Raw genomic sequence first — 23,675 nt, 5'->3', positions numbered from 1 at the left:
GTTTGATTTGTTCATCACCAACGATAAGATGGCGTACCCATCCATATTGGGTTTAAGGATGCCACACTACTTTACCCCTCATGCCGTTTTGGGCGCCGGGCGACAACGGCCAGTTACCAAGTTTCATATGGTATAAAAGCATTTGACCAGGTAGATCCGTGGGTTCCCAAAAGATTTCATTCCTTCCCAGGTGAGGTATTATTTTCAGTTTTTTAATTTCTCTGCCTAGCATATCGGTAATTGTAATCAGCCATGGGTCCGTCACATTTGCTCCTTCAATATCCAGATAAAACCGAAGGGATTGTGCTGCGGGGTTGGGAGAAACGCCAGCATCAGCGATGATAGGGGAATCGGTGACGCGGAAGCGAATCTGATAGATAGGGGCCATATTATTGCTCACATCCCTCGCTTTTACCAATAGAGAGTAGGATCCTGGTTTAAGAGGAGCCGGTGTCCTGACCTGTACAAGAAAATCATTGGGTTTTCGTGCTATCGTCTCGGCATCCCGCAGCGAAAGCTTTTGTAAAGGGCACGGCGAACAATCTTCCTGGATGAAGACCTCAATACCGGTGGTATCCTGACGGATCCGGAAGAGATTTTCATCTCGGACCTGAACGCCAATCAGCGGTGAAGCCGAAACTACATCGTTGTCGGGAATTCTACGGTTGTCAATACTGACGTTCAGGACAGGAGGGATGTGATCCGATCGGACAAAGTAGGAAAATGCCAGCGTATTGTTGGTGTAAATCTCTTCCGGCAATCTGGTGCTGTTAAAAGTAATCTTCACGTCGTTTTTGCCAACCTTACCTAATGTGGGGAGGCTAAGATCGTACATGCGTGTTTCTCCTGGATTTAATGCATTGATTTTCTGGGTTTTGACAATGGTTTTCCCGGCTGAGGAGTGGGTGGTCGTCACAGTTACGGAATCCCGGAACGAAATATTTGCCAGGTCTCGAAACCGAACCTGCCTCTTAAAAATGTCGCCTTCCTGAATTTCAGAATTGTTGGTCTGGTCGGCATAAACAATGACTTCGGGTAATCTCTGGCGGGCGGGAGCCTCTGAGGAATAGGTCACGAAGCGTGTGTGAGAAGGGCGGGCTTTGTCTTCTGGCAGATATACGCGCCAGTATAATTTTTGAGGGGGACTGCCGGCCACCATGATACTTTTCTTGGCAATATAATCGGTAGCTGATACCAGATCGGATGTTGCAGAAGAGAAATTTTCATGCACATCCCACTCAAATATTACAGATGCATCCTTTTGCGGAACCTGCGCGATGAGTTCCAGCTCCCGTTTATCCGTATGAAAATCCTGAATGGGTAAGAGCGGTATTGCGCCATCTTCGGGAAGTTCGATATACGGAGAGAATACATTATTGTACTCATTTTCTTCGGCGATGTGGTTTTCGGAATCAATTGAAAATGTCCACTGTTCGGTTCCGTAATTTTTATTGTTGTTTGGGATTTTAAGGATAATGGTATCGGCATGCACAAGTGCCGGGAATGTAAAGCGCGACTCAAATACCACCTGTTCATTCCTTTTTCTTTTGAATGTTAAATTAAAATCCGTCTTTCGGAAACGACCGGCATTTACAATTCCCAGCCGGATAAAAATTGAATCGCTTCTTGATGTAAGTTGTTTTCCTGGGCGCTCTGAAACGGCAAACAGCGTGGAGTCAAAGGTGTAGTCGGGCAACCGGGCCGGGAAAATACGAATGGCCGGATCGCCGTGCAGGTTCATTTGCTGTGCGGTGATGCGATCAGCTATGGACGGATTTTGGGCCATGTTTCTTCGAATGGCTTCTTTTTGAATACGTCCAAAGGGCTCGTTGGTGAAAGAGGAATCAGCCAGGACTTCATAAAAGGATTTGGTATAGCGATTCAGGGAGGTTGAAATTCCGTTAAAGGTATGAGCAAGAAACAGGACAGATCCTGCCTTGGGGGCAAAGGTCCAGTCACTGCTGATGGTTGAGGGAGAATAGAAAATACTCCCCGTTGCGCAACCATTTACGATCACTGCTGGATAAAACGGGCCGTTTTTGTAATTTCTTTGCGAATCGGTGGCATATCCCAGGTCAATATCTGTAACATTTACACCTGAATGTCCAAATAGTGTCAGAAGTGAAACCCCTTGGTTTAGCGGAGCGTCAAGGGGAAATTGTTCAACCGGGTCGTCGGTTTTTTTTGAAATCGTAGTAATGGACGGAGCCAGATAGGATCTTGTAATTTTCTCCTCGTATGAATGGACATAGTTGCGAAACAAAGAAAGTTCGGATGGCGAACGTCCGCCACTCAGGTGAAGAATACGTTTTCTCCATAGCGCCGATGGGGGTTGAGACTCTATTTGCCTCACCTTTTGAAGGTAATTCCATACTTGTTCCGGTGAAGTGGCATTGATTCGGCCAACTGGAACTGAGGGTATATATGAAGATGCACTGTCGCCGACCTCCATAGCCAATGCCAGATCGGAACCGGGCCAGCTTCCATTGGGGATCATATCCAATTCGCCACGCTGCTTTGATTTACGGGCGGTTTGCGGGTCAATGGATTTGCCGATAATAAATACGTATTGTAAATTTTCATTCCGGTTCAGCCACTTAATCAGTTTTTTGATTCCCCAAGGGCCTGGGTCGCCGTAGTTGAACCGGTCACAAACTTCCTGGAAATTTATGGTCAGCACCTTGTAATGCCCACCTTCGGATGATGACCGATAGGCCGCATAGGCTGTTACCGGGTCCTCGCGTGCACCCACTGGCACCCGAACCAGAGGGTGGCTGATCAGCAGATAGTTTGTCCTTGCCGAATCGATATCCTGAAAATATACTTTTTTAATGGTAGCGACTTTTAGTAACTCTTTCACCGCTAAAACATTTTGCATATCGCCGACCTTAAACTGCCCGTCGTGTAATGTTATTTTCCTGAGATTTAGTGGGTCTGAAATATCATAAAATGAAAATGCGCCTGCACTTTTGGGCGCCAGCGTTTTCAGGGACATTAATGAATCCAACCTGATTATCTTTTGAGAGATGTTTGGTGGAAATAGCAACTGCTGCGGATAATGCCAGTATAGGGCCGATGCGGAGATGGAAGCTCCATTGCCTTTCAGGGTAATCGAGAGCGTCACTTCTCCGTCTGCCCGTAGATCTGAGGCTTGCAAATTGACTCTGATTCGTGTTGAATTGTAATTCAATAACGAAAAATCGATCAGTTTTCGGCCAGGATTAAGTTTCGTGCCCGTCCATACTTCTATCTTGTGATTTCCTGCCGACCGTCCAACGATGACCAGTTCTGCATAAGCCTGTCCGAATCTCTCGCGATCGGCATTTTGGGCTTGAAATGAAAAGGATTCCCATTGATTGTCCTTGATCTCCGGGCCTGTCCAGCCTTCTCCCACGTCGTAAGTGGAACTTACGAGGCCGTTCTCGAAATTGCTTCCGGGTGGATAGAAGTTGCCTGGTGCATAATGTGATGTAAAGAGCCGCAGAGATTCTTCCATGTGATGGGTTAGGGTATCTGTATTCGTGGCGCCGGTATCCAATATCCTGATTCTCTTGCCATATCCACCGTCTTGTCTCCAGGTGAGGAAATAGGATGATGTGTCAGAATATAGGCTGTAAAATGTATGCGGCTGTGAAGCGGGATTGATGTAGAGTGAGGAATCTGCTGCGCCATCATTGGCCTTAGCAAAAAAGCGGATCTGACCCGTGCGGGTCACCGTCCCAAGGGAGTCGTTCCCGATTTCAATAGCGAGCTCTTTCCCATTTCTGAAAACCTGAAATGCACGCGGGGGAATGGAATCCACCGGCACACCGGCACGGGCAAGTTCATAGCCTGTGATACCATAAAGTCCGGTATGACTGATTGGTATCCGATAATAAGTTTGACTGGTATGGATCCACTCATGCCCATAGAGTTGCTGCGCATTGGATGAAGGCGCAGTGTAAAATAAAAATGAAAGTATAAGTTGTCCGATCCGAATTCCTTTCATTGTGTTAGCCAGAGAAATAGCTGTTATGCTGAATCTGATTGCTTCCTTTCATACAGATTCATCGAAAATGCAAATGCGTGATTGGCATCAATGCCATGGTATTCGGAAGAGATTAGTTCCCAGTCGTGCAGGCTGATTGCCGGAAAAAAGGCATCGCCCTCCAGATGGGTGTGTACCACAGTGAGATACAATTTATCAACAAGTGGTAAAGTTTGTTCAAAAACGGATGCTCCTCCGAGAATGAATACTTCATTTTCGTCATGAAGTAACGCAAGACCTTCATTTAAATCGATGGCATATTCCAAACGGGCCCCGGAGCTGTTTGCCGTTTTGGTAAGTACCACATTACGATACGAGGAGTGCAGGGCGTCAGGGGCCTCATAACTTTTTCTTCCCATCAGGAAGGGCTTTCCATTTGTTATCTTTTTAAAGTTTTCCCATTCATCGGGAAGATGCCAGGGCAAATGACTGTCGTTGCCAATGACCCTGTTTTCGCTCATTGCTGCAATGATATACAAATCGGGTTTGGTGGTTTTTTTATTCATGATCTGGTAGTGAGATTTTTACAAAGTTAATTGAATGAAGTTTGGTTGCACAGTATAGGTATCTGGTGAATGGATTGGAATAGGATCCAGGTAAGAGGGGAATACTGTATTTCAGTCACTCAGAGCTAATTTCTTCCTATCCACGTGACCTTGCACACACCACTTAGTCTTAAACCCGACAATTAATCTAAAATCCTTGGGAATTTATGGAATTCGAATTGATTAAAGCACAAATTTTCGCTGCTGTTACGGAATATGGTGGCAAGATACTTTTGGCCGTGGTGGCACTCATCATTGGTCGCATGCTGATTGGAAAAGTAAGTACAGCGGTGGGGCGTATGATGGATAAAAAGCAGGTAGACAGAGATGTTCAGCCTTTTTTGAACTCCTTGATGGTCGTGTTGCTCAATGTCATGCTGCTTTTGAGTATTGCCGGGATTCTGGGGATCCAAACTTCATCTTTCGTTGCGGTGCTCGGTGCCGCAGGCCTCGCCATCGGCCTGGCTTTGCAGGGAAGTCTGGCTAATTTTGCAGGCGGAGTTTTGATATTGATATTCAAACCATACCGGGTCGGTGACCTCATTACTGCCCAGGGTTTTACCGGCGTGGTGGAAGGGGTCCAGATATTTAATACAATTATGGTGACACCGGACAACAAAACCATTATTTTACCCAATGGGTCTCTATCAACATCTCCGATCGTTAACATTTCTGGCAAGGGTAAAATTCGTGTTGACATGACCTTTGCTGCAGGAAATCAGAATGGCGTGGATGCTATCAGAGCTTCAATAAAAACCGTTACCGACAGTTGCCCAACCGCGCTTAAAAATATTGAGCACGACCTTCTCGTGAATAAGATCAATGAAAACGCAATATTCTTCGATGTACGGGTATGGACGCCAAGTGCCAATTATTGGGACACTTACTACTATGTGCAGGAAGGCGTCAGCCGTCAGTTTGCCGTTGATGGTATTCAGGCGCCACTTGCAGCACCTTTGACAGTTGCTTTGAAGCAATAGTTGCAATTACGCAGATAAAAAAAGCACGGGACTGAATAGTTCTCGTGCTTTTTTGGGCGAACCGTATCAAAGATCGACTCAAAACTCCAAATTATGATCGCTTTTGATAGAGAATGATACCGGAGTAGGAATACTCCACAGAATCCTGAATCGAAAATCCGTTCCGTATTTATACCTTTGTGAATTATTTCAGTTCAGGTTCCGGATAACACATTACAATTCCATGTTTGAAAACTTACAGGATAAACTTAATAACGCCTTTCGCACTTTAAAGGGGAAAGACCGTATTTCAGATATAAATGTTGCTGCAACAACCAAGGAAGTACGTAAAGCACTCGTAGATGCCGACGTGAACTTTAAGGTTGCAAAAGAAATTACCGACAGAATCAGAGAGAAGGCCCTGGATCGGAAAATACTGATTTCGGTGGAACCTGGGCAGATGTTTGTCAAGATCGTTCAGGAAGAGCTTACCGAACTGATGGGCGGCAAGGCTGAGGGAATTAATATTAAAGGAGATCCTGCCGTTATTTTGATTGCGGGTCTTCAGGGATCTGGTAAGACGACTTTCACCGGGAAGCTTGCCTACCTATTAAAAAAGCAAGGCCGACAGGTTTTATTAACCGCCTGTGATGTGTACCGCCCTGCGGCGATTGATCAGCTTAAAGTGCTTGGGGAGCAGGTTGGTGTAGAAGTATATTCAGAAATTGAGAATAAAAACCCTGTCAGCATTGCCCAAAATGCCATTGCACATGCGAGGAAGACGGGTAAAAAGATTGTAATTGTCGATACTGCGGGTCGTTTGGCGGTAGATGAGGTGATGATGCAGGAGGTTGCGGATATAAAATCTGCAATCAATCCATCCGAGATTCTTTTTGTGGTAGACTCCATGACAGGGCAGGATGCAGTAAATACGGCCAAAACATTTAACGAACGCCTGAATTTTGACGGAGTTGTCTTAACCAAGCTGGATGGTGACGCCCGAGGTGGAGCTGCGCTTTCCATTCGCCAGATCGTAGACAAGCCGATCAAGTACATCAGTACAGGCGAAAAAATGGAGGCGCTTGATTCTTTCTATCCGGATCGTATGGCGAGCCGGATTTTGGGAATGGGTGACGTGATATCTCTGGTCGAACGTGCCCAGCAGGCGTTTGATGAAGATGAAGCCAAGCGGATCAATGCCAAAATGCGTCAGAATAAATTTGATTTTGACGACTTTCTGGGCCAGTTGCAGCAAATCAAAAAAATGGGAAATGTGAAAGATTTGATTGGCATGATTCCTGGTATGGGCAGTGCGATGAAAGATGTGGACATTTCCAACGAGTCTTTCAAGCCGATCGAGGCGATCATCCAGTCGATGACTAAAAAAGAGAGAGAAAATCCTGATATGATTGATGGAAGCAGAAAGAAAAGAATTGCCAACGGGAGTGGTACATCTATTTTGCAGGTAAACAACCTCATCAAACAGTTTGATGATATGCGTAAAATGATGAAAAAAATGAATACCATGCAGGCAGCTGGAAAGCTGGGCAAGGCGCTAAAAAGATAATTACGCCGATCGGGTAAACCCAATTGGATCCGGTATCCAAAAGTATAACTTCATGAAGCGTATTTTTCTGCTGACCTTTGTTTTTTTTATAGCTGCCAAAGGTTTGATTTTTGCTCAGGCCTCTGTGGGTTACTACCCATGGAGCAGTTTGTTATCCATCAGTACCAACTCTAAGAAGGCGGTATGGCTGGATACCCGGTTTCAGACCAACTCGCTGTTCAGCAGCCTGAGCGTGGATATTCTTCCGATGGTCAATCTGAAACGTGGTGAGGTGGTCCAGTGGTATATCGGAGGCGGTCTGCGTCTCAATCCCTTGTACCGGATAGCCGATGCCAACGCAGATATTATCACAATTGACGGATATTCGTTGAATGTGGGTGTTCGGATAGCCCCGATTCCGCAGAACAGGAATATTCAATTGGCGCTGGAATTGAATCCATATGTTAAAAATGAGTTTGCCAGCGGGGTTTTAAAAAGTCATTTTGGGCTGGTGTATCTTTTTTCAAAGAAAAAGAAGGAGTAAAAACTCCGGAGAGTAGTTGGATTCCTTTTCTTATTTCTCCACCTATGGATAGCAAACTGGTGATTGAAGTGATTGGCTGGCTGGGCGTAATTTTTTATGTTTTGGCCTATTTGTTGTTGACCATTGGCTTCCTCAAGGCAAATAGCTACCTTTTTCATATCCTGAATATACTTGGCGCGAGCGGGCTTATTATGGACTCGGCCTATTTTGGGGATAAACCCAATCTGGTCGTAAACGTCCTGTGGTTAGCGATAGGAATTATTGCAATAATTAGCCGGTGCTATGCCGCAAAGTCTGGTGCCATCAAAGCCGAGGCTTCGGATAATTGAAGCATCTCCATGGCTTGCGCTCTGTATTTGCTGAGCTTTTTCTCGTATTCGGCTTTTTCCTTGACAAGGCTCAGATAAAAATATGCCCCGTCTACCAGAACAAAAATATTGTCCGAAATCTCATCGGAATCTTCAATAGCCAAATGTCCTTCAATCCTGCACTGTTCGATATGCCCTCTCAGGCTCAGCCGCAGCGAATCCAGTAACTTTTTGTACATATCTGCTATTTTGGGTTCCCTGAAAGCCAATGAATAGCAACTGTAAAATAGCCCGTCGTCGAAAAGGGAGTTCCACTTTTTTGAAAAGATATTGTTAATGATTGCGATAAGCGCCGTTCTGGAGTCAACAGGCTTTTTGGGGCTTACCTTGTAAATCAACTGATATTTGTCCAGTATATAGTCAATCAAGCCATATGTAAGATCTTCCCGGGTCTGGAAATAGTGAATAATCAGACTTGGATTGATGTCCATCTCCTTGGCGATTTTGGCAATTGAAGTGTTTTCGAGGCCTTCCTTCTTGGCCAGTTTGTAAAACACTTTGATGATCTCCTTTTGTCGGGTTTCCTTGAGGCTCTTCCGTCCCATCTTCTCCAGCGTTGGTTTAGTTACGTCATGACAAGTTATGAGATTTTTATTAAAAAATGCTGTTTAAATTTTACTTTTATTTTGAATGAACGTTCAATTAATATATGTTTACAATTTCTTAACAATGGCTTAATCCTTAGCTATTTAAAAAGCAGAATATTTGGATTCTTGTTAGGTAATAATTTCACAACCTAAAACTCTTAACATTATGTTTCAAAAATTACGAGCCTATTCTGTCTCAAAAAGGGCTGTTTTGCTCTTTCTGTCAGGGATTATTTTAATGGCTGTACGTTCGGGAAGTGCGTACGGGCAGAGCAGTTCTGTTTCAGGAACTGTCATCGATGCTGCAAACCAAGCCGGTTTGCCAGGAGTAAGTATTTTGTTAAAAGGCACCCAGCGAGGTGCGAACACCGACAGTCAGGGTAATTTTCAAATGACCGAGTTGCCTTCCAATGCAGTGCTGATCTTTTCATACATCGGCTATAAAAGAACCGAGGTAACGGTGAATGGGCAAAAGCAGCTCACAGTAAGCCTGGAAGAGGATCCCAACAATCTGGAAGAAACCATTGTGGTTGGGTTTGGAACCCAAAAGAAGATCAACATTGCCGGTGCCGTGGATCAGATATCCGGCAAGCAGCTGGAAGCACGCCCCATTGCGAATGTGATGCAGGGGCTCCAGGGAATCAGTCCCGGGCTGAACATTACCTATGGTAGCGGCGCACCCGGCACGGTGCCTGCTATTAACGTCAGAGGGTATACATCTATTAATGGAGGCTCACCGCTTATTGTCATCGATGGTATCCCGGCATCCGATAGCTATGACATGCTTCGGCTTAACCCTGCAGATATTGCTTCTTTCACGGTATTGCGTGATGCGGCATCGGCAGCCATTTATGGAGCCAGGGCTGCTTTTGGAGTCATCCTGATTACCACCAAGCAAGGAAGTGCCGGGCGTCAGTCGGTTAGTTATAACAGTTACGTATCCTGGGGACGACCCACGGTATTGCCCAGGCCAGTAACCGATCCATATATATTTTCAAGAGTGTTGGAAACATCAACGGATAATACGCCCTGGGATTATGTGAACTATTCAGATGAATATTATAAGTGGGCAAAAGAGCGTTCTGATAATCCTGCTCTATCCAACACACGCCTTGACCCGTCGGATCCCACAAAGTGGGCTTATATGGGAAACAGCGATTGGTATGATTACTTCTTCAATAAGTCAGGCTTCTCCCAGAAACACAGTCTTACCTTTAGCGGAGGTGCAAAAGTGAATGAGGCGCCTCTTGGATATTATTTGTCTGCAGACTATACCAAGGAGAACGGTTTGAATAAGTTGGCCCCCGATTATTGGGATCGTTATGGATTGAAAGCCCGCGTTGATTTTTCTCCGGTTAAATGGCTGAAAATAGATAATAACCTGTCTGTTTACCAAACCAAAAAGGCAACACCTCGGGCCAATATTACGGATCTATATTATCTTAAACCTACCGATGTAGCGCAGAATCCGGATGGCACATGGGCTAACACAGCGGCCGGAAAACTTGCAGCCCAACTTGTCGACGGAGGGAATAATCAGGAAAATATGTTCGGATTACAAAATATCATGAGTGGAGTGGCCACTTTCTTCAAAGGTGATCTTCAGATCAATGGAGACGCAAGTTTCAAAAAAGAAATGTGGAACTACAGTGGCAATTCAAGAAAATACAAGATTGGCTACGGCCCTGCCGATATCCGTGAAGAAGGTGGAAACGGGTACGTGATGGAGAATAAGGGGGATATTAAAAACAACGTATTCAACCTTTACGCCAATTACCGGAAAGACTTCGGGATGCATGCGATTAGTGTCCTGGGCGGCTATAACGAGGAAAGTTATTCATACAGTACGGTTACAGCGCAACGTGATTTACTCATTTCCTCTTCATTGCCGTATATTGGGTTAACTACAGGCGAGATGAAGATATCATCGTCATACAGCGCCTATGCTACGAGAAGCTTTTTTGGTCGTCTTAACTACACGCTTAATGACCGGTATATATTAGAGTTCAACGGCAGAGAAGATGGCTCTTCCCGTTTTCCAGGTTTGCGCCGCTGGGGCTTTTTCCCGTCTGTTTCAGCAGCCTGGATTGCCAGTGCGGAAGATTTTCTGGCTTTCCTCAATCCAACGGTTTCAACGCTTAAATTAAGAGCCTCCTATGGAGACCTGGGAAATCAAAATGTGAGCAACTTTGGATATCTGCAAACACTGCCGACAGGACTTTCAAATTATCTGATCGACGGTACGCAGCGGAGAATTATTACCGGTGCTCCCTCTTTGCGGATTGACCCAAATACCTATACCTGGGAGCGGGTTTCAACACTGAATTTTGGCGGAGATGTGGGGGTCTTCAAAAATAAGATTCTGCTGGCCTACGATTACTACATTAGAAATACAACCGGAATGTTAACTGCCGGAGAAGAATTGCCTGGCGTATTGGGAACCTCTCCGCCTTCTCAAAATGCTGCTGATCTGAGAACAAAGGGGTGGGAAATGTCGCTGGCATACCACGATTCCTATTCAGTTGGTGCAAAACCGTTGTCATTCGAAGCAAAACTGGTTCTTTCCGATTCCAAGTCAAAGATCACCAGATTTAAAAACGACCAGGGTTTATTTACAAAATATCGGGAAGGGCAGGACTTGGGTGAAATCTGGGGATTGGAAAGTGATGGATTCTTTAAAGACGAAAAGGAAATCGCAGAACTGGATCAAACCGCAATTATTCCCTGGGGTGCACTCGCTATCAAGCCAGGCTGGCCGAAATACAAGGATTTGAATGGGGATGGAAAAATTGAAAAGGGCCTCTCGTCGAAAAACCCCAAAGACCTGAAAATAATTGGTAACAGTACCCAGCGTTATCGAATCGGCTTGAATCTAAGCGCAGATTGGAATGGATTTGATGCCTCTGTATTCCTTCAGGGAGTTCTCAAAGGAGATTATTATCCGCATCATTATTTGTTCTGGGGGCCTTATCAGCAGCCTTACGCGAACGTTTACCCATGGCATCTTGACTTCTATAGGGCAACTGCTGATTCGGAACAGGACAGAGCGAAACATTCCGCATCCTACATTGCCGCCGGCCTGGCAGACGCCAATTTAAATCCCCAGTATCCGATCATGCAATCATGGCTTGCAGATGCCAATGAGGGAAAAGGTCTGGATCTTCCGCAAACAAAATATCTTCTTACCGGAGCTTATCTGCGGGTGAAAAATATCACGTTGGGTTATTCATTGCCGTCATCACTCACGAGAAAAGCCAAGATTCAGCGGTTCAGGATTTTTGTAACAGGAGAAAATATATTCGAATTATCGAAGATCAAAAAATTCATTGATCCGGAAGCAGTTAATGCCGGGCCATCAGCCTGGACCTATCCTTTCCAGAGAAAGATGGCTGTTGGGCTTAACGTTGAATTTTGATCCTAAAATCTAAATATTTACATCATGAGAAAATATTCAATCATTCTTATTCTGGGACTTCTGGTCGGTTTATCGGCATGTGAGGATCTCAATCGCTTTCCGCAGACTGAAATTTCACCGGAATTGTTTTTTAATACCGAAGAGGATCTGTCATTATACATAAACGGTCTGCTTTCACTTCCCGATCGTGGCTCCTATCTTAATGATCAAAGTACGGATAATGCCGCAACGACGGGTGCTGTGGAGATGAAGACCATCATGATAGGATCCGCTTCTGCTGAGAATATAACTACGGGTTGGGATTGGAGCCGGCTAAGAAACATTAATTACTTTTTGAACAATTTTCAGAAAGCCGCGGTGTCTGCTGATGTAAAAAATCATTATGCCGGTCTGGCCAAATATTACAGGGCCGAATTTTACATGGGAAAGGTTAAAAGGTTTTCTGATGTTCCCTGGTTTTCGAAACCGTTGAATCCGGGGGATGAAGAGTTGTATAAAACACAAGACTCCCGTGCAATGGTAGTGGATAGTATCATGGCTGATCTTGAGTTCGCTTCCAATCATATTCGCGAAAAAGTACCAGCCGGCACGCCGGGAAAATGGGCGGCAAAAATGCTTTATGCCAAAATAGCATTATACGAAGGAACTTATCGCAAATACCATACGGAATTGAACTTGCAAAGTTCAGCGAACAAATTTCTCGAAAAAGCGGCGGCCGTCGCCGGGGAAATAAGATCGTCAGGGAAGTTTTCGATTTACAACACCGGAAAGCCAGCGCAGGACTATTCCACCCTTTTCAATAGTCAGGATTTGCTGGGAAATACTGAAGTGATATTAACCAACGTTTTTGATCAGGCTAAAAACAGGAGTCAGAATGTGAATACAGTCACATTTGGTGAATACGAGCAGTCGCCGGCCCGGGATCTTATTCAAACTTACCTGATGAAAGATGGAAGCCGCTTCACGGATATAACCGGCTATCAGCAATTAGGATTTGTGAAAGAATTTGAGAACCGCGATCCGCGCCTTTCCCAAACGATGGTTTATCCAGGTTGGATCCGGCAGCCTGAGACGCTACCATACATTCAAAAACTGAACAAAAACTTTACGGGATATCATCAGTTAAAGGGATATGTCAACAGTAACGTTGAAACAGTTATCAACGGAGTAGACTTCCCCGTTTACCGCTATGCAGAGGCGCTGCTTATTTACGCTGAAGCACTGGCCGAACTGGGGACAATAACTCAGGCACACCTGGATCAGACAGTAAATTTGTTAAGAAAGCGGGCTGGTTTGCCCGACCTTAATCTGGTCGCTGCCAATGCCGATCCGGATGCGATCCAAGCACAAAAGTTCTCTAATGTATCTGGAACCAACACGGGGGTGATATTGGAAATACGTCGGGAGCGCAGAGTTGAGCTGGCCTTCGAAAATTCCCGATATGACGATCTTATGCGGTGGAAGTCGGGTAAATTGCTGACCAATATTCCGGAGGGCATGTATTTTTCCGGTCTTGGTAAATATGATCTGACCGGGGATGGTGTTGAAGATATAATTCTGATAGATAAAAGCGCATCTATTCCCACAGAAGCGCAAAAGTTGAAAAATTCATTGGGGGTAACGCTTATTTATTATAAAGCAGGTGCTTTTGGTGAGGAGGTGACCGTATACATGAAAAATGGACATGCAGGCGGTACACTGGTAACCGAAACCGCAGTAAGGAAATTTGAAGATCCAAAATATTATTACCGCCCTGTTCCGCAACAACAGATTCTTTTGAATCCCAATCTGAAACAGGTTTTTGGCTGGTAACACAAATCGCAAATGAAATTAATGAACAGAAGAAACTGGATTAAAAATGCAGGGAAAATAACCGGAGCCGTTACGGCGGCTCCGGTTATTTCCGCAACAGTAACACAGGGTAGGCAGAAGCCCGTCTTAACCATAGCCCATATCACCGATGTCCATATCCGAAACGGCGACAATGCACCCGAAAGGTTCAAAAAATGCCTGAACGAAATCAGAAATCACAAAGTGGATTTTTTCCTCAATGGGGGAGATTCCATTCATGCAGCAGACTATAAGGACGTTACGCGTGAGAAAATGCTTGAACAATGGTCCGTTTGGGATGATTGTATGAAAAGTATCTCCGGCTATCAGGTTCACAGCTGCATTGGTAATCATGATCCCTGGTGGGCTGCTCCCGACAAAACGGACGAAATGTATGGGAAGCCTTATGTGGTGAAACGGCTTTCCATACCGAACCGGTATTACAGCTTTTCACGGGCAGGCTGGAAATTCATAATCCTTGATGGCAATAACAAGAATGTATCTCTGGATGAAGAACAGTTCGCATGGTTGTCGGCGGAGCTCAATAATCTTCCGAAAAATAGTCCCGTTTTACTTATGTCGCATTTCCCTATATTCGGAGCCACCCCCATACTTGTGGGGGGAGGGCATTCGGACTTCAAAGCACTCAAATCGCTCTTTTATAAACACAAAGATAAAGTCCGGATTTGCCTTAGCGGGCATCAGCACCTTCTGGATGCCACGGAATACAATGGTGTAAAGTATTGCTGTAATGGTGCTATGAGTGGTTTTTGGTGGGAGAAAGGTGACGCGGAATCTGCCGGGCCGTATTTCTATCAGGAGACACCTCCGGGTTATGCCATTTTAAAGCTTTTCGCAGATGGTACCGTAACAAATACTTATTTTCCACATCAATACTGAACTGGCGAGAAGTGAATTGCTTGTTGACTTATAATCTTAAATCGAATGAAAAATATTTTTTTACTACTGGTCCTGTTAAGTACAGGCTGTTACACGGCCCAGGCGCAGAGCAAACAAAAAAAAGTACTGTTTGTGATCGTGGACGGTATATCGGCAGACACAAAGGAAAAGGTTAAAACGCCCAACCTTGATGCCATTGCCAAAGCAGGCGGATACTCCAGGGCTTATGTCGGCGGTGAAAAAGGAGGCTATTCACAGACACCTACCATATCGGCGGTGGGTTATAACAGCCTCCTTACCGGAACTTGGGTAAATAAGCATAACGTATGGGATAATGACATCAAAGATCCTAATTACAGCTACTGGACCATATTCAGGTTTTTAAAAGATCAATATCCGCATAAACAGACGGCCGTGTTTTCCTCCTGGTTGGATAACCGGACCAAACTGGTGGGCGATGGTTTGCCGCAGACGAATAAGTTCAGGACCGACTATTTTTTTGATGGCCTCGAGCGGGATACCGTCAATTATCCACATGATAAGGAAAAGCTCTACATGCATCACATCGACGAGAAGGTAGTTGCCGAAGCATCTGCCTACATTGCCGATTACGGTCCCGACTTATCCTGGGTGTATCTGGAATATACCGATGACATGGGGCATCGGTATGGAGACAGTGAAAAGTTTCATCATGCTGTTGAGCTGATGGATGCGCAAATGGGCCGCCTTTGGAAATCGATACAATTGAGAGAGAAGAATTTCAATGAAGACTGGCAGCTGTTTATCACAACGGATCATGGCCGCGATGCAAAAACAGGCAAAGGGCATGGCGGACAATCGGACAGAGAAAGAAGCACATGGATCGTAACAAATGCAAAAAATCTGAATGGCGTTTTCAAATCCCGGGTAAACGAGCAGGCAACCTTACCAGCTGTTGTGGATATCATGCCCACGATGGCACGTCATCTGGATATAACCATTCCAAAAGCACAGGCCTTTGAGGTGGATGGTGTGCCTCTTACAGGAAAACTTTCCGTGACGAATCTGATGGCAAAAAAAGATGGGGGCAAGCTGAATCTTACATGGATATCACCGGAAAAGGAAGGAAAAGTGAAGATATGGCTGGCGAAGACAAACCACTTCGAAAAAGGTGGACAGGATTTGTATTATCTGGCAGGTGAGGTTGCTGTGGGGGATCAAAAGACTCAGATCGATATCACAAAATACCCCTCAAAATTTTTCAAGATTGTACTGGAAGGGAAATATAACACGACCAACCGATGGGTTGTTGAATAAGTTTTACGCAGGCATCCCGGGTTTTAAATCCGGGATGCCTTTGACTAGTTACCTCCCCGCCCTGCCTTAAACGAATCATACTCTTCAAGAAGACTGATCAGATCATCTTCAGCGCCAAATTCCAGTTGCTGTTCCTTAATGGTGTACAGCATTTTATTCCGTTCCTCACTCAATAATTTCAGAAAGCTGTTTTTATCACTAAGCTTCACTGGGGATAGTTTGCCATTTTTAAAAATATACAGTTTTGAATCCGGATCCATGGCTCGGGTAGGGCTCGCCTTTTCTACACGTATTGGGCCAGTATATTTTTTCAGAAGTTTGGTGTTGCCATCATACAGGACGCGGTAAAAGCTATTGCCGGTATACCCATCAATTGCCGGAAATCCACTTTTGAAAATATAAAGGTCTGTTCCTGTCGGTAAAGTGAATTCTTTAACGCCTTGTGACAGCCGATACAGACCTTCATTTTGCTTATACTCTAATTCGTCTTTTTTTAGGTCATAGCGCAGGTTTACGCCATCATGGACCTTATCGTCCTGGGTGCGGATGGTGCCCGAATACCATTCATTGAACAGATAGGGTCCGGGTTCGCCGCTGGCCACGTAGGATGTTCCGGACAGTCCGGTGGAGTCTTGTCCATTGACTTTGGAAATGAAGAAGAAACCGGTTAGCAGACAAAGGAGGAATGGATATTTCATGGTTAAATTCATTTATTTTGTTGGCAGATAACGAAAAGGATCTAAAAGTTACCTCGAAATGAGTCAATTTTAGCTTTATTGATTCCCTATCTTAGATTCCCTATCATCTTTATGTACTTTTGCCAAAAAAATTGTACCTGCATAATTGGACATTAACGAACAGCTCCTGCACATCCGCCAAAGTCTTAGTGGAATCGTTCCTGAAATCTTTTTAGGAGTCTTTTTTTGCGTATTTCTCATTGCGGAGTTAATCATTGTAAAGAGGATCGGCTATCAAAGGGCGTCGGGCTGGCTTCAGAATCTGGCTTTATTGGGAAGTATTGTGACTTTATGCCTGGTAATGGGGCAATGGAACTGTGAACCCTCGTTTCGCTTTCATCCCTTGCTGTTTCTGGACAAGCAAGCGGTGTTCTTCAAAATCCTGATCGTGGTTGCATGGATGTTTACGCTCATTCATGTACGCGTTCTGAAATACGATTTTCCGCCCGAATTCAATGCCTTGCTCATCGCCTCCGTGGCTGGACTCAATTTACTGACCATGTCCACGCATTTGTTGTCGATCTATTTGTCGCTCGAGCTGGTGAGTATCAGTTCTTATTTGCTGGTAGCGATATCACCCTATAAAAAGGCTGCGGAGGGAGGGATTAAGTATCTTCTCTTTGGTGCAGCCAGCTCGGCGGTGATGTTATATGGTATTTCCCTGATTTACGGACTCACCGGGACTATGAATATAACAAGCGAGGCAATGACAACCGGGCTGCTGAACAATCCGGAGCCGGTGATTGCAGTCGCTATTGTGCTTACTTTGGCTGGTTTGCTTTTCAAACTATCTCTTGTTCCCTTTCACGTATGGACACCAGATGTGTATGAAGCCGCGCCGACTCCCCTTGTTTCATTCCTTTCGGTTGCCCCCAAGGCTGCCGTAATTCTGATCCTGATGCGCCTCGCGAATGTCATGCCCGCTCAATACCTTCCTATACTCGGGGGAATTGCGTTGATCAGTATCACATTTGGGAATGTTGCCGCACTATGGCAGACCAACGCGCGAAGGCTTCTAGCCTATTCTTCCATTGCCCAGGCGGGGTATTTATTGGTAGGGGTTGTTTCTTACAGTCGTTTTGGTTTCGAAACCGCTGTTTTCTATACCGCTGTTTATTTGGTCATCAATATGGCCGCGTTTTTCCTTGTCGACCTGTTACAACCCAGAGTCGCCACCGTGCTATCTTCGTTTGAGGGTTTGGGGAAGCGGCAAGTTTGGATTTCAGCGGTATTGACTGTAATTATGGTTGCACTGGCCGGCTTGCCGCCGACCGCTGGCTTTACTTCCAAGCTGCTTATATTTTCAGCGCTGTGGGAAAGCTATCATCAGCAGGGTGCCTCCTGGATGCTGTGGCTTCTGATAGGGGGTATTTTGAATGCCGCTGTTTCCCTGGCATATTATCTGAGATTGCCTTATTTGTTGTTTTTTAAAGATACCAACAGCATGTCGGTGGCGGCTAATGGCAGCACCACCGGCAAATTTTTAGCAGGTCTGCTCTTACTGGTCGTGCTCTTGCTCTTCTTTAATCCTGATTTGCTGATGCATTGGATTGCCACCTTTTGATATTGATTCCAATACGTCGATCACGCTCATCGAATGGGTCTTAGCTGATAACCCTGTTGCCTGAGCAAGGCTATCACACCTCTTTCGCCACCCAGGTGCGCTGCGCCAACGGCAATAAACGTCGGTTTCTGCCTGATGATTTTAGATATCCTGCCGATCCAGGCATTATTTCTTTTGAACAACAGCACCTCATCCTGTCCATCCATGCCAAATTCACTTTTCATGGTCAGTGTGTACAAAGCGGGGAGGTCCTGCTTTTTGTAAAGGTCCACCAATTCCCTGAACTCGGTTTTGGCATTAGGCAGACTATCAATCATCGCCAACAGCATTTTGGCTTGTTGCACATACGGAATGGAATCGAAAATGGCCATTTGTTCTTCGATGGTTTCCAGACCTATTACTTCCGACTTTTGTTTGCTGGCAAGGCCCATCAGTTCCATTTCGTAGGATTGTGGCTGGCAACTTAGCACGGTATTGAAAAGTGGCCCCATCATCACAAACGGTTTTGCCCGGTCGAAAGTGATGATGTCCATACCGAGAGAGTCTTTGTAAAATTTGTGAAGTCTGGCATAATCATTTGCCGGCAAAATTCCTTTGAGTGTTTTGCCATCCGCCATAAACATGGTTTTGGTCATGGCGCCCATCAGTCCCGGATCATCCATATCCACTTCCAGGGCCACTTGCTGCGTTCTGGACAATGCGATCTTCAATGAGTCACTTAATGAAAAGTCGGCAGGGCATATCAGGTGTATGGTACCAAAAAGATAGGACGGTTTTGGTAATCCTTGTCCTGAAATTTCCCAGAGTAGTGACTTCTCAAGAGGCGCCTGCGCTTTCAAAGCTACACTTGAAGCAGTCAATAGTAAAAAAAGAATGATTTTTTTCATGTAGCGATTCCTATTCAAACCCACTTGCAGCACCAAACTTAGGTCCACAACCCTATTTCTTCATTATATCCTTCCTCCGTTCCTGGTTATTCTTTATGACTATCCACCGCAATGCGCTGCGCTCTGTTTACCAATTCCCATGCCGTATGAAATACAAGTTTCACGATGGGGGCTTGTTTGTCGAACAAAATCTTTTCTACATCATCGCCAGGTCGGTGGTAATCCTCGTGAACCCCTGTGAAATAGAAAATGACCGGAATTCCCATTTTTGCAAAATTGTAGTGATCCGAGCGGTAGTAGAACCGGTTGGGATCTTTGGGGTCGTTAAAAGTGTAATTCAATTCGTAATTGATGAATTTTTTGTTGGCTTCTTCGCTGATGGCGTGAAGTTCTGAAGACAATTTGTCAGCGCCAATCAGATACACATATTTGTGGTTTTTTTCATGTGCAACATCCACTCGTCCGATCATGTCGATATTGAGATTGGCTATAGTGTTTTTCAATGGAAGCAGCGGGTTCTCGGAGTAGTATTCCGAGCCGAATAGTCCCTTTTCTTCACCCGTGACATTGAGGAAAAGGATACTTCTTCTGGGGCCATTTCCATCAGCTTTCGCCAGGCTGAAAGCCTGAGCAAGTTCCAGCAAAGAAACGGTTCCGGAACCGTCGTCATCGGCTCCATTATTGATCTCCCCATTCTCTGATATGCCAATGTGGTCCAGATGTGCACTGATGACCAAAACCTCTTCTTTTTTGTCCGTACCTTCCATAAACGCTGCCACATTTTCCGTTTCGATCGTTTCCGTTTTTCTTTCCGCTTTTAAAGCTACTTCTCCCTTTACTTCGATGGAAGATTTTTTGGATTTTTTACCAAAATCTCTTCTCATTTTTTCAATCTTGCTTACAGGGATGCCGAGCATCTGGGAGGCCATTTCCCAGGAGATCACAAAAGAGGAGATTTTGTTGGGATTTTCCTGTACGGCCTTCAAGGTGGGTGAGCTGAACCGTTTCGACATGGCCGACCGCGTTCTTATTTCTTTGTCGAACTCACTGCCCGCTTTGTCAGAAATAATAAATACATAGTTTGCTCCTTTTTCCAGGGCAAGTTTTGATTTCTCCCGCCATGAAACGGGACCGCTCCATTTCGATTTTTCGCTTGTTCCGCTTAAAACATATTCATCAGCACCGGTTTTGGGCTCACCATCGAATATGAGTATGGCCTTCTTCCTGACGTCGATGTTTTCATAATCGTTGTAAGTTTTGTCTTCAATGCCGTAGCCGGCAAATACTACGGATGTTTCTATTTCTGCCGGCTCATCCAGCAATCCATTCAGATAAAAATCTTTGTTGAACGCATATTTCTGACCTTTGATCTTCACATATACATCACCCCAGGTGCGTTTGTACAGATTATACTTTTGTAGAAATGATCTGGAGCCGTCGGCTGCAGTGGCGATGGGCTTTAGTCCGTATTGTTCAAAGTATTTTGAGACATAGGCTGCTGCCATCTTTTGTCCCTTGGATCCGGTATCCCTTCCTTCGAGGCTATCTGCGGCAATAATGGTGAGGTGTTTTTTTAGATCTTCGGGCGTTATGCTATCCGCATACTTGCTGGAAATGTCTTGCGCGTAGGTTAATGTATTGAAAGCCAGAAGTATGCCGGCGAGTAGGTTTTTGTTCATGATGTAAATGAAATAATAACTGCAATTTTTACAAAGTAAGGAAATGATCATATCGAAACCAAAATGATGACTACGCTCAAACGGTTGCTCCTTTTTTTGTACTAAATAGAATGTGTATTTTTGAATAGAATTTATACACGCTATGCCAGAGATTAGCCGTTTCCTTGGAATAGTCATCAGAATGTTTTTTGATGATCACAATCCTCCACACTTTCATGCAGAGTTTCAGGAATTTAAAGCAATTATTGAAATTGATACGGCAGAATTGTTGGAAGGTTATTTGCCGCCTAAGCAATTGAAGCTTGTGCAAGCTTGGGCGATCATACACGAAGACGAATTATTAATTAATTTCGAGAAACTCCAAGGTGAATTGAAGTCATGGAGTAAAATTGAACCGCTTAGATAGTATGCTCTACTACATAAAAAAAATAGTTGCAGTCGACAATTACAATGTTACTTGTCTTTTCAACACCGGAGAGGTGCGGACAATTGATTTGTATCCTATTATCGATAAGTATCAAAAAATTAACGACGGATTGATTAGCGCCCTTGCGGACAAAGCTTTTTTTTGTACTGTTAAACTCGACTCCTATGGAACCCTCTGTTGGGAGAATGGAGTGGATTTCGATCCGGACAATCTTTACAGATTGTCTAAAAGCGAAATTGCAACCATTTAATATTTTTCTTCACTATTTGTACTTCTCTCAGTGCAATCCCCGTTTTTGGATTGATAACATTAAAATAATTGTAAAATACTGTTATTCAGCGAAAAAACTCTGTACCTTTGCACCCTATTTGACAAAGTTCAACAGAAAAATAGCCTGACGGCGGTTCAGGGCACAAAAGCAAACTAAAATCTGGCCGTCGTAAACATCTGATCTATAAAACAATGCAATCCATTCGTAACATCGCAATCATTGCGCACGTTGACCACGGTAAAACAACATTGGTTGACAAAATTATTCATGCTTCAAAGTTATTTCGCGATAACCAGGAGTTTGATGACCTTATCCTTGACAATAATGACCTTGAGCGGGAACGTGGTATTACCATCACTTCCAAAAACGTATCCGTTCGTTATAAAGATGTAAAAATCAACGTAATCGACACACCAGGTCACGCCGACTTTGGTGGAGAAGTAGAGCGTGTACTTAAAATGGCCGATGGGGTATTGCTTCTTGTCGATGCATTTGAAGGTCCTATGCCGCAGACCCGTTTCGTATTGGGTAAAGCCATAGACCTTGGTTTGAAGCCGATTGTTGTTGTAAATAAAGTAGATAAAGAAAACTGTAGGCCAGAAGAAGTTCAGGAAAACGTTTTTGACCTGATGTTTAACCTTGGTGCAACCGAGGATCAGCTTGACTTCACGACTGTTTACGGTTCGTCCAAACAAGGCTGGATGGGTCCGGACTGGCAACATCCTACGGATAACATTACCTTCCTGCTTGATACCATCATTGCTTCCATACCTGAACCGGTCATTGATGAAGGTACTTTACAAATGCAGATTACTTCTCTTGATTACAATGCATTCGTTGGCCGTATTGCCATCGGACGTGTGAAACGTGGCGTGATCAAGGAAGGGCAAACATTATCTCTTTGCAAAGCGGATGGTATTATCAAAAAAGTGAAAGTAAAAGAACTTCAGACCTTTGAAGGACTTGGCCGGGTGAAGGTAGCTGAGGTTACTGCCGGAGATATTTGTGCGGTTACCGGTATCGATGATTTTGAAATCGGTGATACCATCGCGGATCTTGAAAATCCGGAGCCTATCGCTCGTATTGCTGTGGATGAGCCTACCATGAATATGTTGTTCACCATCAACAACTCGCCATTTTTCGGTAAAGAAGGTAAGTTTGTGACATCGCGCCATTTACGTGATCGTTTGATGAAAGAAACAGAGAAAAACCTTGCTCTGCGTGTTGAGGCAACCGATACTGAGGATAAATTCCTGGTATTTGGACGTGGTATTCTTCACTTGTCTGTACTGATCGAAACGATGCGTCGTGAAGGTTATGAACTGCAATTGGGCCAGCCACAGGTTTTGTTTAAAGAGGATGAAAAAGGAGAGCGTCTGGAACCAATCGAAACTTTGGTTGTAGATGTACCTGAGGCAACTGCCGGAAAAGTGATTGAACTGGCAACGCAGCGTAAAGGTGAATTGCTGGTTATGGAGCCAAAAGGTGATTTGCAGCATCTTGAATTCCTCATTCCTTCGAGAGGGTTGATCGGGCTTCGTTCCAACGTCTTGACTTCTACACAAGGAGAAGCCGTGATGACGCACCGCTTTAAGGAATTTGGTTCGTACCGTGGGCCAATTCCAGGACGTATCAGTGGTTCGATCATATCTAAAAATACCGGCCCTGCAACAGGGTATACAATTGACAAATTACAGGATCGCGGACGTTTCTTTGTGGAGCCAGGTGATGAAATATACGGAGGCCAGGTAATCGGAGAACATAACCGTCCCAACGATATCGTGGTAAACCTTCAGGAAGCAAAGAAACTAACCAACATGCGTGCTTCTGGTACCGATGATGGTCTGAGAATTGCTCCGAAAATCAATTTCTCTCTGGAAGAATCCATGGAATACATTCAAAAGGATGAGTATCTGGAAGTGACTCCGCTAAGCATGCGCATGCGGAAGATCTATCTGGAAGAAAATGATCGTAAAAGATATGGTGCCAAAATGGAAATGGCATAACCATAAAATACTTTAAGGTTTAGAATTTAAAGAAGGAGGCGCATTTGTGCGTTTCCTTCTTTTAGTATAGAGCGCCTTCGGTTAAGT

At 44.6% G+C, this 23,675-nt stretch carries 18 protein-coding genes; 12 read left to right on the top strand and 6 right to left on the bottom strand.

Going from position 1 to position 23,675, the window contains the following annotated elements; genetic code table 11:
• Positions 1-52: 52 nt before the first annotated feature.
• Positions 53-3,988, bottom strand: coding sequence for a C25 family cysteine peptidase (locus DYADSP32_RS15860; RefSeq protein WP_149241827.1), 3,936 nt, complete (start codon positions 3,986-3,988; stop codon positions 53-55).
• Between the two features lie 23 nt (positions 3,989-4,011).
• Positions 4,012-4,533 (bottom strand): dihydrofolate reductase, encoded by a 522-nt coding sequence (locus DYADSP32_RS15855; protein WP_149241828.1) that lies wholly within the window; start codon positions 4,531-4,533, stop codon positions 4,012-4,014.
• Positions 4,534-4,739: 206 nt separating this feature from the next.
• On the opposite strand from DYADSP32_RS15855, the gene DYADSP32_RS15850 reads away from it, so the two are divergent.
• The 4 genes from DYADSP32_RS15850 (at position 4,740) to DYADSP32_RS15835 (ending at position 7,950) form a co-directional block, all read left to right on the top strand.
• A complete protein-coding gene (locus tag DYADSP32_RS15850) occupies positions 4,740-5,552 on the top strand; it encodes a mechanosensitive ion channel domain-containing protein (protein ID WP_149241829.1) in 813 nt (270 codons plus the stop codon).
• 223 nt (positions 5,553-5,775) lie between these two features.
• Entirely contained in the window at positions 5,776-7,098 is a 1,323-nt protein-coding gene (gene ffh, locus DYADSP32_RS15845) for a signal recognition particle protein (protein ID WP_149241830.1), read from the top strand.
• Positions 7,099-7,150: 52 nt separating this feature from the next.
• Positions 7,151-7,621 (top strand): hypothetical protein, encoded by a 471-nt coding sequence (locus DYADSP32_RS15840; protein WP_149241831.1) that lies wholly within the window; start codon positions 7,151-7,153, stop codon positions 7,619-7,621.
• 44 nt (positions 7,622-7,665) lie between these two features.
• Positions 7,666-7,950, top strand: a complete 285-nt coding sequence (locus tag DYADSP32_RS15835) for a CBU_0592 family membrane protein (protein ID WP_414617817.1) — start codon at positions 7,666-7,668, stop codon at positions 7,948-7,950.
• Here DYADSP32_RS15835 and DYADSP32_RS15830 read toward each other — a convergent pair.
• A complete protein-coding gene (locus DYADSP32_RS15830; protein WP_149241832.1) occupies positions 7,902-8,534 on the bottom strand; it encodes a TetR family transcriptional regulator in 633 nt (210 codons plus the stop codon). The two genes, DYADSP32_RS15835 and DYADSP32_RS15830, sit on opposite strands and share 49 nt — an antisense overlap.
• Positions 8,535-8,742: 208 nt before the next feature.
• Here DYADSP32_RS15830 and DYADSP32_RS15825 point away from each other — a divergent pair, with 208 nt between their 5' ends.
• The 4 genes from DYADSP32_RS15825 to DYADSP32_RS15810 are packed head-to-tail and all read left to right on the top strand — an operon-like array spanning position 8,743 to position 16,017.
• Entirely contained in the window at positions 8,743-11,991 is a 3,249-nt protein-coding gene (locus DYADSP32_RS15825; RefSeq protein WP_414617816.1) for a SusC/RagA family TonB-linked outer membrane protein, read from the top strand.
• A gap of 24 nt (positions 11,992-12,015) precedes the next feature.
• Positions 12,016-13,803, top strand: a complete 1,788-nt coding sequence (locus DYADSP32_RS15820; RefSeq protein ID WP_149241833.1) for a RagB/SusD family nutrient uptake outer membrane protein — start codon at positions 12,016-12,018, stop codon at positions 13,801-13,803.
• Between the two features lie 12 nt (positions 13,804-13,815).
• Positions 13,816-14,721, top strand: coding sequence for a metallophosphoesterase family protein (locus tag DYADSP32_RS15815; RefSeq protein ID WP_414617815.1), 906 nt, complete (start codon positions 13,816-13,818; stop codon positions 14,719-14,721).
• A gap of 45 nt (positions 14,722-14,766) precedes the next feature.
• Positions 14,767-16,017 carry an alkaline phosphatase family protein gene (locus tag DYADSP32_RS15810; RefSeq protein WP_149241834.1) on the top strand — a complete coding sequence of 417 codons (1,251 nt, stop codon included), beginning with the start codon at positions 14,767-14,769 and terminating at the stop codon, positions 16,015-16,017.
• A gap of 44 nt (positions 16,018-16,061) precedes the next feature.
• On the opposite strand, the gene DYADSP32_RS15805 is transcribed toward DYADSP32_RS15810, so the two are convergent.
• On the bottom strand, positions 16,062-16,715 hold the full coding sequence (locus tag DYADSP32_RS15805; RefSeq protein WP_149241835.1) for a hypothetical protein: 654 nt from the start codon (positions 16,713-16,715) through the stop codon (positions 16,062-16,064).
• Between the two features lie 145 nt (positions 16,716-16,860).
• On the opposite strand from DYADSP32_RS15805, the gene DYADSP32_RS15800 reads away from it, so the two are divergent.
• The gene (locus DYADSP32_RS15800) at positions 16,861-18,318 is read left to right on the top strand and encodes an NADH-quinone oxidoreductase subunit N (RefSeq protein WP_149241836.1); all 1,458 of its coding nucleotides are present in this window, start codon (positions 16,861-16,863) and stop codon (positions 18,316-18,318) included.
• Positions 18,319-18,344: 26 nt separating this feature from the next.
• On the opposite strand, the gene DYADSP32_RS15795 is transcribed toward DYADSP32_RS15800, so the two are convergent.
• The gene (locus tag DYADSP32_RS15795) at positions 18,345-19,205 is read right to left on the bottom strand and encodes a TraB/GumN family protein (protein ID WP_149241837.1); all 861 of its coding nucleotides are present in this window, start codon (positions 19,203-19,205) and stop codon (positions 18,345-18,347) included.
• Between the two features lie 86 nt (positions 19,206-19,291).
• Positions 19,292-20,884: a M28 family peptidase gene (locus DYADSP32_RS15790; protein ID WP_414617814.1), complete on the bottom strand. Its 1,593-nt coding sequence runs from the start codon at positions 20,882-20,884 to the stop codon at positions 19,292-19,294.
• A gap of 142 nt (positions 20,885-21,026) precedes the next feature.
• Between DYADSP32_RS15790 and DYADSP32_RS15785 the strand changes: the two genes are divergently transcribed.
• The 3 genes from DYADSP32_RS15785 (at position 21,027) to typA (ending at position 23,588) form a co-directional block, all read left to right on the top strand.
• Positions 21,027-21,290, top strand: a complete 264-nt coding sequence (locus DYADSP32_RS15785) for a DUF4160 domain-containing protein (RefSeq protein WP_149241838.1) — start codon at positions 21,027-21,029, stop codon at positions 21,288-21,290.
• A gap of 1 nt (position 21,291) precedes the next feature.
• The gene (locus DYADSP32_RS15780; RefSeq protein WP_149241839.1) at positions 21,292-21,561 is read left to right on the top strand and encodes a DUF2442 domain-containing protein; all 270 of its coding nucleotides are present in this window, start codon (positions 21,292-21,294) and stop codon (positions 21,559-21,561) included.
• A 212-nt stretch (positions 21,562-21,773) separates the two neighbouring features.
• Complete coding sequence (typA, locus tag DYADSP32_RS15775; RefSeq protein WP_149241840.1) at positions 21,774-23,588, top strand: translational GTPase TypA; 1,815 nt, start codon at positions 21,774-21,776, stop codon at positions 23,586-23,588.
• The last annotated feature ends 87 nt before the right edge of the window (positions 23,589-23,675 follow it).

Origin of the sequence: Dyadobacter sp. 32, assembly GCF_902506755.1 — a bacterium.
Lineage (GTDB): Bacteria > Bacteroidota > Bacteroidia > Cytophagales > Spirosomataceae > Dyadobacter.
The sequence above is the reverse complement of the archived record's forward strand: the minus strand, read 5'-3'. Positions and strand labels throughout refer to the sequence as shown.

Bases quoted from the DNA above. Each gene is read 5' to 3' on its own strand.
- DYADSP32_RS15860 (WP_149241827.1), bottom strand. From the start codon at position 3,988: ATGAAAGGAATTCGGATCGGACAACTTATACTTTCATTTTTATTTTAC.
- DYADSP32_RS15855 (WP_149241828.1), bottom strand. From the start codon at position 4,533: ATGAATAAAAAAACCACCAAACCCGATTTGTATATCATTGCAGCAATG.
- DYADSP32_RS15850 (WP_149241829.1), top strand. From the start codon at position 4,740: ATGGAATTCGAATTGATTAAAGCACAAATTTTCGCTGCTGTTACGGAA.
- ffh (WP_149241830.1), top strand. From the start codon at position 5,776: ATGTTTGAAAACTTACAGGATAAACTTAATAACGCCTTTCGCACTTTA.
- DYADSP32_RS15840 (WP_149241831.1), top strand. From the start codon at position 7,151: ATGAAGCGTATTTTTCTGCTGACCTTTGTTTTTTTTATAGCTGCCAAA.
- DYADSP32_RS15835 (WP_414617817.1), top strand. From the start codon at position 7,666: ATGGATAGCAAACTGGTGATTGAAGTGATTGGCTGGCTGGGCGTAATT.
- DYADSP32_RS15830 (WP_149241832.1), bottom strand. From the start codon at position 8,534: ATGGGACGGAAGAGCCTCAAGGAAACCCGACAAAAGGAGATCATCAAA.
- DYADSP32_RS15825 (WP_414617816.1), top strand. From the start codon at position 8,743: ATGTTTCAAAAATTACGAGCCTATTCTGTCTCAAAAAGGGCTGTTTTG.
- DYADSP32_RS15820 (WP_149241833.1), top strand. From the start codon at position 12,016: ATGAGAAAATATTCAATCATTCTTATTCTGGGACTTCTGGTCGGTTTA.
- DYADSP32_RS15815 (WP_414617815.1), top strand. From the start codon at position 13,816: ATGAAATTAATGAACAGAAGAAACTGGATTAAAAATGCAGGGAAAATA.
- DYADSP32_RS15810 (WP_149241834.1), top strand. From the start codon at position 14,767: ATGAAAAATATTTTTTTACTACTGGTCCTGTTAAGTACAGGCTGTTAC.
- DYADSP32_RS15805 (WP_149241835.1), bottom strand. From the start codon at position 16,715: ATGAAATATCCATTCCTCCTTTGTCTGCTAACCGGTTTCTTCTTCATT.
- DYADSP32_RS15795 (WP_149241837.1), bottom strand. From the start codon at position 19,205: ATGAAAAAAATCATTCTTTTTTTACTATTGACTGCTTCAAGTGTAGCT.
- DYADSP32_RS15790 (WP_414617814.1), bottom strand. From the start codon at position 20,884: ATGAACAAAAACCTACTCGCCGGCATACTTCTGGCTTTCAATACATTA.
- DYADSP32_RS15785 (WP_149241838.1), top strand. From the start codon at position 21,027: ATGCCAGAGATTAGCCGTTTCCTTGGAATAGTCATCAGAATGTTTTTT.
- DYADSP32_RS15780 (WP_149241839.1), top strand. From the start codon at position 21,292: ATGCTCTACTACATAAAAAAAATAGTTGCAGTCGACAATTACAATGTT.
- typA (WP_149241840.1), top strand. From the start codon at position 21,774: ATGCAATCCATTCGTAACATCGCAATCATTGCGCACGTTGACCACGGT.